Origin of the sequence: Methyloprofundus sp. (assembly GCF_965251085.1) — a bacterium.
In the GTDB taxonomy this organism is placed as follows: Bacteria; Pseudomonadota; Gammaproteobacteria; order Methylococcales; family Methylomonadaceae; genus Methyloprofundus.
Genome location: NZ_OZ252594.1, coordinates 2,225,048 through 2,237,164 on the forward strand (window position 1 = coordinate 2,225,048; position 12,117 = coordinate 2,237,164).

The window sequence follows — 12,117 nt, forward strand, 5'->3', positions numbered from 1 at the left end:
AGTCAGCTAGTTGGTGAAAGTCCAGCCTTTGCCCTGTGAGAAGGGAAGAAGTAGGCGAAAGCAAGGGTGTCCAAAGAAACTCTCCATAGCTACCCAACAGGGAACCACGGTTATAGAGAGCCAATGCGGAATCTGAAGGAAGCTCTTGCCAAATCAATCACCTAAGCGAAAGTGAACCTTCGTAAGGCGGCAATCAGGGGGTAAGGTGTCTGCAACCACCAAAGCCCGACATTCTCACCGTAACGGGTTGTCGGATTTGGGTCGGAGTAACTGCGACTCTTTAAGCCCTAAGCGCTGCAGCAATGTAGTCGTTATGGACCGAGGGTTTTCAGATGAAGCCATAGTAATCGTAAAGTTCGGTGCCGATGAATTCATGGTGACATGGATGAGGGCAAAACATCGAATCAGCAACAGGGTGTTAGAGGTGAAGGGCGGAACACGTAAGCGGTCACGGCCGTTGATTATAGACTGGTGGTATGACATCTGCCTGAAAGGAGCAACTCACTATTCACAACGTATACTGTGAACGAATGGATTGTGCGAGATGCATGAAAGACCACTGCAAACGAAAGAGTAAAATGAACCAAAGAGACCTATTTGAAGAGGAACCAAGACTTTTCGAAAACCTATGCTCAACATTGTACTTGACTATAGGATTTGAACAGGTAAAGAAGAACAAAGGCAAGCCTGGAATAGACGGGATAAGCATAGTGGACTTTGAAGCCAGTTTAGACGAAGAGCTAAGCCAGCTGCAACAGGAACTGACAGACTGGACTTACAAACCCTCGCCCGTACGTCGAGTAGAAATACCTAAGCCGCAAGGCCAGGGAGTACGACTACTTGGCATACCGACGGTACGAGATCGAGTGGTACAAGCAACCATGAAACTACTACTAAACCCTATTTTTGAGCGGGATTTTTCACAGCATAGTTACGGCTTTATCTCAGGACGAAGTCAGCACCAAGCCGTGCAAATGGCTCAACATATAATAAAAAGTGGTAAGCCCTATGTGGTAGATATTGATTTATCGAAGTTTTTCGATCGAATCCACCACGACCGGTTAATAGCCCGAATGGGAGAGAAAGTATCGGATAAACGGATACTTCGTCTCGTAGGGATCATGTTGCGAAGCGGTGTCATGATAAAGGGTGTCGTTACCTCAAGCGAAGAAGGGGCGGTACAAGGAAGTCCACTAAGCCCTTTACTGAGCAACATAGTTCTGGATGAACTGGATCAGGAATTGGAAAAACGCGGACTTGAGTTTTGTCGATTCGCAGACGACTGTAACATCTTTGTCAAATCGCAAAAAGCGGCAGATAGAGTCATGGAAAAAGTCAGCCAATTTATCGAAAAGAAGCTAAAACTGAAAGTGAATCGGGATAAAAGCCAAGTGGCCAAATCCGAGAAGGTCAAGTTTTTGGGATTTACCGTGGTAGGCGGGATGATTGCGATTGCGCATAAAGCCCTGCAAGCCGCCATGGATAAAGTCAAAGAACTGACCCCAAGAGGCACTCATCAGACTCTGGAAACAACACTAGACGAGATCAATCAATGGTACGTGGGTTGGTCAAACTACTACAGTTTGACCTATTACCCCGCGCAACTAAAGAAAATTGAAGCGCATATAAGGCGACGATTACGATCAAGGATAGTGGATCAACAAAAGAGGAAAAAGCACCTGTATCGAAAACTGATCAAACGAGGAGTACCGCGAAAACAAGCAGGGAATGCCGTATTCTCAAACAACAAACGGTGGGTGTTATCAAATGCGCGAGCAGTGACGAAAGCCTATCCGAATAGTTGGTTTATAAAAGAGAAAGGGCAGGAAATACGATCTGACCGAAGGGTGAAGCATTGGTTTGAGGTTTCTCAATGGATAAGTCTTGCGTGAGGAGCCGTGTACGGACCCGTACGCACGGTGCTGTGGGCAGACGGAGGCTGCGGGGCCTCCCTCTGACCCGATAAACCCTTTCGTGTAACCAATAGCCTGCCAGTTACTGGCTCGATAAACACCTCCATGAAATCGCTTTGGATCGACAAAGGTCTCGACCAACAAAATAGGGTGTCCATACTTTTCAACCCAATCATTGGATAAGCGTTTAAGGCACAGTGAAAGGAGGCGTGATCCTAGGTTTTTATCATGCCTCGTCGGTAATATCAAAAAACGGCTGTTGTTGGCAATCAGTTTTAAGCGGCCCGTTTGGTGGCGATAACTCCATCCTATCCAGCTATCACGAGCCGCACACTTTAATGCGGCGGCCGAAAAGCTGATCAGTGCAATCCATTCTGTTTCAGAATAGACCACATACCAAAGGGTTTCACCAATTTTTGGAATAGCACCTAAGTAATGCTGGGCCTCCATCAAATCCTGATATTTTGGTTCTTCTTGCTTTAAAATGGGCCTGACTGATATTTGGTTGAGTTGCATCGTTTTATCTCAAGAAACTGGATAGAAACTATACATGCTTTTCATGGGTTTGTCCATCTTGGGGTGTAACTCATTACCATGCTTACCCTTTATAGCTAGAACAAATTAGCCGTGGGTGTCGGGAGACAGTCTTGTTCCCTTCGTATGCGATATGGTAGAATCTGGATCGGAAGTACTAACCGACGGCTGGGGTGGATACAACACTTTGTCTGAGCACAACTACATCCATCGTAAAATGATTCTCTCATCATCTGGCGATCCTGCACATGTTTCAATGCCTGGAGTACATCGGATCGCTGCACTTCTCAAACGTTGGTTGCTGGGTACCTATCAAGGATCAGTTAGTAATAAATATCTTGATTACTACTTGGATAAGTACACATTCCGGTTCAACCGCCGTACCGCTCAAGCCCGTGGTTTGCTGTTCTATCGACTCGTAAGTACCCATGCAAAATTAATTTAACCTTTTATGCAAACTCTACTTTGTAATTCTTTCCAATATTAGACAGCACCTTAAATAATTCTTCCTGAAGAGAGGCATAGGATTCATAAGCTGAAAAAGGAAGCCATTCGTATTTTATTTTACGCCATATAATCTCGATAATATTTAACTCGGGTGAGTATGGCGGTATACGGTAAATGGATAGGTTTTTTTCTTTCCACCTTTCAAGGTTTTCATTAAATTCATTACTCGTATGAGTCGATGCATTATCAATAATAAGAGTTGTTGGTTTTTTAATCTGTTTAGCAAATTCATCAATACAAGCCACAACAACCGAAGTGTTTACACTCCCTTCAAAAACAAAAGAATCAAACCTGCAATCTCTGTTAACAAAACCTAATACATTAAGACGCTTGCTGTTTGAGCTTGGTATTTCAATCGTCTCACCTGACTGTTGCCAAGCATAAGGAACACAGGGTTCTAGTGTAAACCCCGACTCATCAAAGTAGCACAAATCAAGTTCATTCTCTTTATGTTGTTGTATTAATTCTTTTATTTCATCGGTTGCCAAATCAAATTTATCTTGATTACGCTTTATCCTTAAGGATTTTCTAACTCGTTTCCAAACAAGATCAGCTTGTTTACAAATACGTTTTATAGTATCAATGCTAACTGAAATGCCTAGATCTTCTTCAAATTTTGCTAGTACTGATTTTAATGATCTAGGAGATTTTTCAACTCTCTGGACTAAGCTTATTTGTTGTTTTTCAGTTAAAATACCTCGCCGTCCTCTTCCCTGACAGTCAACCAATCCATCGATTCCATTCTTTTCCCAGTTAGAAAACCAAGTGGAAACAGTTTGGCGGCATACGTTATAAATAGAACAAATCATGGGAACAGAATGCTCTTTGAAACTTAATAAAATAGCATGAGCTCGACTTCTACTTAAATGAAGTGGATGGTTTTTATGCATCACATTTAAAGCAGTAATTTCTTCTGGGAGTAGGTGTTTTATATAGAGCACAAACATTTAGAGTCAGCAAAATAATTGTTTATTATGACACCTTTTTTCGTTAAATTAATTTTGCGTAAGTACTTAGAACAGGCTGTTCATGTTGAGCATATTTCGAGAGCCAAAATAATCATGGAATGACAATTAATAAAACACAACATGTAGTGGCTACGAGAGTGAAGTGGATACCCCCTTTACTTTTATTGGCTCTATGTGAAATACAGTGGGTAATCGAATTTTAACTTGCCACAAAGAAAGTAAATCATATTGATAAAATTATCAATATTGCGATAGCCTCTCGCTCGTCGTTTGGCCAGTTGAACCTTACTATTAATTCCTTCAAGAATTCCATTTGTAATCCTCGTTTCAACGAAATGAATAATACCAGACCAGTGGCTCCGAACGGTCTTAACAAACTTCATAAATGCGGGTATTTTTGAACTTTCCACTTCCGCGCACCACTGCTTTAAAAAGGCTTCAGCCGATGATTTGTCAGGCATTGACCACAAGTCATTAAAAAGCTCTTTAAGACGGTATGCCTGCCCTAACTTAGGGTAAAGTTCAATCATTTCAGCTAATGAAGCCTCTTGCTTGTTGGTTAGATTCTCTCGGTTCCTTAAAAATGTGTATTTATGTCCTTTGAGTGCAGCATGCTCTTTTCGCTCATCAATCCGTACTTGATTCATTGCTTCATTTAATAATTTGACGACATGAAATCTATCGAAGGTTATCTCAGCTTCGGGAAAGGCTTCTGCGGCTCCAGCAATAAAGGAGGGGGATAAATCCATACTTATTTGTTCAATTTGTTCTTTCTCTACCCCTTTATCCTTAAGGTGTTGCTGAAGATTATGCAACGTCGCTTTGCCTTTACCCTCAGTCACAAAAACCACCCGAGACTCTTCTAAATCAACCGCTAAAGTGACATATTTATGGCCTTTTTTTGATGATGTTTCATCAATCCCAAGCTGAGTTATTGATGAAACGTCATCGGCTATTTTTGCTTTGCCGATCCAATGACGCTATAAGTACAAGGAATACAAACCTATACTGAAGTCTATATAGGTAGCCTTGAGCAATAGCATCTTTTAACCCTTTATAATGAATAAACTTTAATTCAATTGCGATGCCATTTTCATCTAAAGTCATATCTGGGCGATGCCTTTTTCCAAAACAATAAACACTTTTTACAGTTGTTGATTTATCAATTTGCGTAATAACCTTACAATTAAATTGATTTTTTACGGTTATTAACGTTGATGCAAACCCATTTTCGAAGTCACGTTCATTTTTACCTGTAGTGTGGAATGGATAATCATAAATCATGTTATTTAAAGTTTTGGCATCATCCCAGAACCTTCCGAACCTTTTTGAATACTCAAAACTCATAGAACTCCTTGTGATTTATTACATAACTTAAGAGAAAGTATAGCAGAAAACTTGCATTTTTTAGTTGTAGCTCTAAAAGATCCGAGTATATCTGAATTTCTACTCTAACCCGTACCCATTCAATCATTCTAATCCTGCCAATTAATCGGCACTACAGAGTTGCAAAAATAGAGAAATTAGATTTATGGGAGGGGAGAGTGAAAACAGAAGATAGTATCATTTCTGTTTCCATCCATAATTCATTAATGAAGATTTATACCTGTTAGGCCATAAAGACACAAAATGAGCCATTCTACTAAATTTTGAACTTATGGTGTTTCCAGTCTCTAATTTTTGTAAAGTCTATACAAGGATAATTTAGTTTCTTTATTGCAGCAGCTTTCCTCTTTATCAATTCACTATGTGAGTATATCTGCTTCCCCATTGAACGGTCTTTTGATGTATGCCCAATAATATCATCAATCAACCCAGTTTCCACACCAATCTCTTCAAGGTTCGTTCTAACTAAATGCCGAAATGAGTGAAAATCCCTGAATTCTTTGTCATTTCTTGGGCCGGCACCAACTTTATCTCTATAGTAACGAAATCTTTTTGAAAAATTATCAAATTTATAGTTTTTGTTTCGTGGTTCATCGGGAAAAAGTTTTTGTTCGCCCTTTGATTGCTGATGCTCTACAAAATCAATAAAGCCCAATTTTATAAGTTGTTGATGAATAGGAATTATTCGCGGCCTACCATCGGGTTCATCATCGTCACTCCCTTCAACTTTTAATTCTTTATCGTCCCCTGAATTAATATCAATAACCCACTCACCCTCTTTTTCAAAAATATCTGAAGAATATAGTTGGACTAATTCACTAAGAGTTCCACCAGTAAATAATGCAATCAAGGGAACCCAAACCATGCTGGCCTGCTTAAAATACTGCCCTTGCTGATATTCCTTTGAATTGAAATGCTTTTCCAAATCTAACAAATCCCAAGGTTTTCTCTTCTTCTTATCTCTTGACTTTGGCTTAGCAACGGTATTTAAAGACGTTACAATTCCCTTGGAAATTTTATAGTTTTTATCCTCTCCCCAGCTAAACATTTCAGCAACCATAGTAATTTCCTTATACACTGTAGAAGGACTACGTGGTTCAAGTTCGAGAGTTATAATTTCGCAAATATTTTTATTTTTCGTGGCTTTTTTTTGTTTAGGTTCGCAGGTAAAAGGTGAAGCGTTGAAATGTAATCATTTATTATACTTGTCTCTACCCTACTAATACGAAGGTTTTGGTTATCAAGCTTCTCACTAACTATTCGGGTAAGTAATTTCGTTGCTACTGTATATTCGTTCATGGAAGCAACCTTGGTTCGCCTGCTTTTCTCTACCAACCACTTATCTATCAGTTCAGATAAATAAATATCTTCCTTATCATTCATACCACCTGAAAACTTGTTCAATACATCTATCGTTTTTTTTAAGCGTTCAACTTCAGCACAATCCACCTCTGACTGTGCATTCCTCTCTTCATTTAAAGCGTAAGCTTTGCGTAGTAAATTAATTTCCCCCTCATCTAAATCACTTAGGAAATTTTTTTCATATTTATCAAAATCCGGATATTGACGAACCATATATTCATCATTCTTCAGCAATTCCATTGCCATTTTGTATGCTTCAGGGTCTTTAAAATATTTTTTTTCTAAGTCATCCATATAAACAATCAGCATTCTTGATTTTTTTAGTGCTTCTCGATGGCAACGTGTGCGCAGAGACTTTCTGAATAGAACTTTTAGTGTAGAGTTATTCTTACGGAGATGAGAGGGGATTTTGCATTGGAAAATATAAATTCCAAGACGGTTTTTGGTGATATATGAGGGGTTTTTAGTAATCAAAGTAACGCACCAAGGTAACGCACTTTTTGAACTTAAAACAAAAAAAGGTTTTTTAACTCATTGATTTACAAGCTAAAAAACCTATATTTTGGTGCCGATGGCCGGAGTTGAACCGGCACGACTTGCGTCACCACCCCCTCAAGGTGGCGTGTCTACCAATTTCACCACATCGGCTTTTTTTGCTATTATGGCGTGACTACGTCATCTTCAATAACGACTTCATCAGTTACTATCTCAGGTACACCTTCTTCAATAGTGACTTGTTCAATAACTTCAATCAGATTCGTTTCAATGACTACTGGCTCATCCATAATAACTTGCTCACCCGCTATCATAGGCACTTCTTCTTCCAGCGTTTCAACAACTGGAACATCCATAATATCCGTATCACTATTTGATTTACCACTAAGCACGGCAAGTCCTAAGCTGGTAGAGAAAAACACCACAGCAAGCACTGCTGTTGTTCTTGATAAGAACGAGGCTGAACCTTGTGCACCGAATACAGTACCTGATGAACCACTACCAAAAGCAGCCCCTGCATCCGCACCTTTTCCGTGCTGCATTAATACTAAGCCGATGACGGCTAAACCAACTAAAACATGACCTATGATAATAACTTGATACATTTTATTTTTGAAATGAAGAGTAAATCTTTAAAAAAGAGTCCGCTTTTAACGAATCTCCGCCAACAAGTGCGCCATCAATATCTGGCATTGCAAATAATGCTTCGGCGTTTTGGGGTTTAACACTTCCCCCATAGATAATCTGTATATTTTCGGCAATTCGCTGATTTTTATCGGCTAATAATTGGCGAATATATAAATGTACTTCTTGTGCCTGTTCTGCTGATGCAGTCAAGCCTGTACCTATTGCCCATACCGGCTCGTACGCAATAATGGCATTTTGGAAATTTTCGATACCGGAAAAATCTATTACCGCATTGAGTTGTCTGGCAACCACGTCAAAAGTGACGCCTTGCTCTCTTTCCTCTAGTAACTCACCTATAGCAAGAACTGGGATAATATCAGCATCTATAGCCTGCTGAAAACGCATTGCTACCGTTTCATCAGTATCGGCATAGTTTGCTCTACGTTCAGAGTGTCCTACTAGCGCATATTTGCACAGGAATTCTTTCAGCATCGGCGCTGCGATTTCACCTGTATAAGCACCTTCCAGGTGTGTTGCAATATTTTGCGCACCTAGGCCAATTCGAGTACCAGCAAGACGCTGACCTACCTCGGGAATATACAAATACGGAGGACAAACAGCTAGATCGGCATCTACATCAGGGATACCGGCGATAATTTCATCAACCAACGCTTGCGCACTCTGCTGATTAATCTTCATCTTCCAGTTGCCAATTACTATATCTCTACGCATCACACACTCCAGAATTAAATAAACCGCTTATTCTAGCTATTATGGCCTTGCATTTCAAGCAGTGATTGCATTCTTAACATCGTTAGCGAGGGAATGCGCATATTTATTAACTTTTACTTCATCCGCACCTTCGACCATAACGCGAATCACCGGCTCTGTTCCTGAGGCACGAAGTAATACCCTCCCTTCGTTACCCAGCGCCTTCTCTACTGCTTTAACCGATTTTTGAATCGCTTCATGCTCATCCAGTTTAACTTTTTCGGCGACTCTGACATTCAATAAAACCTGTGGATATTTCTGCATCTCAGATTTTAATTGATGCAGGCTTTTACCCGTTTTATGCACTTCAGACAGTATTTGCAGGGCAGAAACGATACCATCACCCGTCGTTGTTCTATCTAGGCAAATAATATGCCCAGACCCTTCGCCGCCTAGAACACTTTTATGCTTGCGCATTAGCTCCATCACATAACGGTCACCGACGTTGGCGCGCAGTAAATTGATATTTAATTTTTTTAGCGCATGTTCCATCCCTAAATTACTCATTAAGGTACCCACCACTGGTCCTTGTAGGTCACCAGTAGCCTGACGCGCTTTAGCAATAATAAAAATCAACTCATCGCCATCGACAACTTCGCCTTTATGGTCAACCATAACCAGTCTATCGCCATCACCATCCAGAGCAATCCCTAAGTCCGCCCGATATTCTATGACTGCCTCTTGTAATTGTTCAGGGCTAGTTGCACCACAGTTTTCATTAATATTAATCCCATCTGGATCAGCCGCAATAGGAATTACTTCAGCCCCAACTTCGCTAAAGACATGCGGGGCAATGTGATATCCCGAGCCATTCGCACAATCGACTACAATTCTGAGTCCATTAAAATCAATATTAGCGGGAATACTTGCTTTACAAAATTCTATATACCGCCCCGCTGCATCAGGAAGGCGCTTTGCCTTTCCTAATTTATCCGAAGCAACCGTAGTCATCGGTTGATCCAGGTAGTACTCAATTTTATGTTCTAATTCATCAGCTAATTTAGTTCCTTCGGTAGAAAAAAACTTAATGCCATTATCATAATATGGATTATGTGAAGCACTGATAACTATTCCCGCCTGCGCGCGTAACGTGCGGGTCAAATAGGCAATTCCCGGGGTTGGCATAGGGCCTAGCAATCGAGTGTTAACGCCTGCTGCGGAAAGCCCTGCTTCTAAAGCAGATTCAAACATATAGCCGGAAATACGGGTATCCTTGCCCACAATAACGAAGCCTTGTCCTTCTTTGGCAAATACTCTACCCGTCGCCCAGCCTAATCTTAGAAAGAAATCTGGCGTGATAGGCTGCTCTCCCACCGTACCTCGAATACCATCAGTTCCAAAATATTTCTTGCTCATAAAACTCTATCCTGTTTATTCATGACAAAAAAAAGGAGAAGCTTAACACTTCTCCCTTTCTATATTTCAAGCGATTTTGATTACATTATTATGCCAAGTATACTCAGCCAAGGCAGGTTTAAATTTGCTCTGCTGCATCCGCATTAGGAGCGGCAGACTGTTTAGCATCAACAGTGTCAACAACTTTATTCCCCTGACTAGGTGGCTCAGTATCATCCCAGCCCTGTGGATCTCTGACCGATCTACGCGCCATCAGATCATCAATCTGATCTTTATCAATGGTCTCATACTTCATTAAGGACTCAGCCATGGCATGCAGTATATCTTCGTTATCTTTTAAGATTTTTTCCGCACGCTCATAGTTTTTGTCAATAATTGAGCGGATTTCTTCGTCTATCGTATGCGAAGTCTCATCGGCAACACTTTTATGCTGGGTCACTGAGCGCCCTAAAAACACTTCGCCTTCTTCTTCGCTGTAGGCCAGAGGCCCTAAACGTTGCGAAAAGCCCCATTTTGTGACCATATTTCTTGCTAGCTCTGTCGCTCGCTCTATATCATTTGAAGCACCCGTGGAAACCTGCTCCCAGCCAAAAATCTGAGCTTCGGCAATCCGCCCACCATATAAACTGGAAATCATGCTATCCAGCTTACGTTTACTGGCACTGTACTGATCCTTTTCGGGCAAGAACATAGTCACACCCAAAGCACGACCTCGCGGCATAATGCTCACTTTATAAACAGGGTCATGCTCAGGCACTATTTTACCGACTATGGCATGCCCCGCTTCATGATAAGCGGTCATTTTTTTCTCTTTAGGGTCCATCACCATAGAACGCCTTTCTGCGCCCATAATAAGCTTATCCTTTGCTTTCTCAAGGTCAAACATACTGACCAGACGTTTATTCATTCTAGCGGCATATAAAGCGGCCTCGTTAACCAGGTTTGCTAAATCAGCACCCGAAAAACCAGGCGTCCCTTGTGCAATATATTTGATTTGCACATCATCTGCAGCAGGAACTTTGCCCATATGTACAGCCAGAATTTTTTCACGACCTCTGACATCTGGCAAACTAACCGTTACCTGACGATCAAAACGCCCTGGACGCAATAAAGCAGCATCTAGCACATCCGGTCTATTTGTGGCCGCAATAACAATAACGCCTTCATTACCTTCAAAGCCATCCATTTCAACGAGTAGCTGATTCAAGGTTTGTTCACGTTCGTCATTACCGCCGCCCAGGCCAGCGCCACGCTGACGACCCACCGCATCGAGCTCATCTATAAAGATAATGCACGGAGAGTGCTTTTTTGCCTGTTCAAACATATCTCTGACTCGCGAAGCCCCCACACCGACAAACATTTCCACAAAATCAGATCCTGAAATAGTGAAAAAAGGTACCTTCGCCTCACCGGCAATAGCCCTAGCCAACAGTGTCTTACCGGTCCCTGGAGGCCCTATCATTAAAGCTCCGCGAGGGATTTTACCGCCAAGTTTCTGGTATTTTGATGGATCTCTAAGAAAGTCCACCATTTCTTCCACTTCTTCTTTAGCCTCATCACAACCGGCAACATCAGCAAAAGTTACTTTAATTTGATCTTCTTCAAGCATCCGGGCTTTGCTTTTACCAAAGCTCATTGGCCCACCCTTACCGCCAGCACCACCTTGCATCTGACGCATAAAAAACACCCAGACACCAATTAACAATAGCATTGGAAACCAGGAAATAAATATCTGCATTAACATAGATTCCTGATCTGCAGCCTGGGCTTTGATCTCTACGCCATTTGCGAGTAAATCATCAACTAGATGTGGATCATTAGGCGCATAAGAGCTAAATTTCTCGCCTCCTTGAAGATTTCCTTTTATGCCATTTTCATCATCTAAAACAACACTTTGCACTTGCCCTGACTTGACCGCATCTATAAATTGAGAATAGGAGAGTGCTTCATTTCTTTGCGTTCCACGGGAACCAAAATTATTAAATACGGACGTCAAAACAACGGCAATGACCACCCATAAAAGTATATTTTTAAACATATCGTTCAATTTAATTCGCCCCTGACCAGAACAGTCCTTATCAAAAAAACATTAGACAGTGATTATATCGGCATTAACCGCGCTAACTTACCACCATTCATCCTAGAAAAATCAGTTGAACAAGGAGTTATAGTGCAAGTTATTGGTTTCACAGTGCTTA

The 12,117-nt window shown here is 41.2% G+C and carries 9 protein-coding genes, 1 tRNA gene and 3 pseudogenes; 2 read left to right on the plus strand and 11 right to left on the minus strand.

What is annotated here, in order from left to right:
• Window positions 1-578 precede the first annotated feature (578 nt).
• On the plus strand, window positions 579-1,892 hold the full coding sequence (ltrA, locus tag ACQY3F_RS10285) for a group II intron reverse transcriptase/maturase (RefSeq protein ID WP_428354428.1): 1,314 nt from the start codon (window positions 579-581) through the stop codon (window positions 1,890-1,892).
• Between the two features lie 87 nt (window positions 1,893-1,979).
• Here the strand turns inward: ltrA and ACQY3F_RS10290 are convergent.
• Window positions 1,980-2,429: pseudogene (locus tag ACQY3F_RS10290) on the minus strand (Druantia anti-phage system protein DruA); the annotation flags it as partial.
• A 109-nt stretch (window positions 2,430-2,538) separates the two neighbouring features.
• Between ACQY3F_RS10290 and ACQY3F_RS10295 the strand changes: the two are divergent.
• Window positions 2,539-2,892 (plus strand): annotated as a pseudogene (locus ACQY3F_RS10295) (IS1595 family transposase); the annotation flags it as partial.
• A gap of 4 nt (window positions 2,893-2,896) precedes the next feature.
• Here ACQY3F_RS10295 and ACQY3F_RS10300 read toward each other — a convergent pair.
• The 10 genes and pseudogenes from ACQY3F_RS10300 to ftsH all read right to left on the minus strand — a co-directional run bounded on the left by ACQY3F_RS10300 (window position 2,897) and on the right by ftsH (window position 11,957).
• Window positions 2,897-3,901 (minus strand): IS630 family transposase, encoded by a 1,005-nt coding sequence (locus ACQY3F_RS10300; RefSeq protein WP_428353111.1) that lies wholly within the window; start codon window positions 3,899-3,901, stop codon window positions 2,897-2,899.
• 191 nt (window positions 3,902-4,092) lie between these two features.
• Window positions 4,093-4,899: pseudogene (locus ACQY3F_RS10305) on the minus strand (ISL3 family transposase); the annotation flags it as partial.
• Complete coding sequence (locus tag ACQY3F_RS10310) at window positions 4,868-5,269, minus strand: hypothetical protein (RefSeq protein WP_428354761.1); 402 nt, start codon at window positions 5,267-5,269, stop codon at window positions 4,868-4,870. The gene ACQY3F_RS10310 and the pseudogene ACQY3F_RS10305, both read right to left, overlap by 32 nt.
• 295 nt (window positions 5,270-5,564) lie before the next feature.
• Window positions 5,565-6,368, minus strand: coding sequence for a site-specific integrase (locus tag ACQY3F_RS10315; protein WP_428354763.1), 804 nt, complete (start codon window positions 6,366-6,368; stop codon window positions 5,565-5,567).
• Window positions 6,369-6,418: 50 nt separating this feature from the next.
• Window positions 6,419-6,964 carry a hypothetical protein gene (locus ACQY3F_RS10320; protein WP_428354764.1) on the minus strand — a complete coding sequence of 182 codons (546 nt, stop codon included), beginning with the start codon at window positions 6,962-6,964 and terminating at the stop codon, window positions 6,419-6,421.
• 269 nt (window positions 6,965-7,233) lie between these two features.
• Window positions 7,234-7,318: transfer RNA gene (locus ACQY3F_RS10325), tRNA-Leu, on the minus strand.
• An 11-nt stretch (window positions 7,319-7,329) separates the two neighbouring features.
• The gene (gene secG, locus ACQY3F_RS10330; RefSeq protein WP_428354766.1) at window positions 7,330-7,770 is read right to left on the minus strand and encodes a preprotein translocase subunit SecG; all 441 of its coding nucleotides are present in this window, start codon (window positions 7,768-7,770) and stop codon (window positions 7,330-7,332) included.
• Window position 7,771: 1 nt separating this feature from the next.
• The gene (tpiA, locus tag ACQY3F_RS10335; RefSeq protein ID WP_428357661.1) at window positions 7,772-8,524 is read right to left on the minus strand and encodes a triose-phosphate isomerase; all 753 of its coding nucleotides are present in this window, start codon (window positions 8,522-8,524) and stop codon (window positions 7,772-7,774) included.
• Between the two features lie 54 nt (window positions 8,525-8,578).
• Window positions 8,579-9,919 carry a phosphoglucosamine mutase gene (glmM, locus tag ACQY3F_RS10340; protein ID WP_428354767.1) on the minus strand — a complete coding sequence of 447 codons (1,341 nt, stop codon included), beginning with the start codon at window positions 9,917-9,919 and terminating at the stop codon, window positions 8,579-8,581.
• A gap of 118 nt (window positions 9,920-10,037) precedes the next feature.
• Window positions 10,038-11,957: an ATP-dependent zinc metalloprotease FtsH gene (gene ftsH, locus ACQY3F_RS10345; RefSeq protein ID WP_428354768.1), complete on the minus strand. Its 1,920-nt coding sequence runs from the start codon at window positions 11,955-11,957 to the stop codon at window positions 10,038-10,040.
• Window positions 11,958-12,117 lie beyond the last annotated feature (160 nt).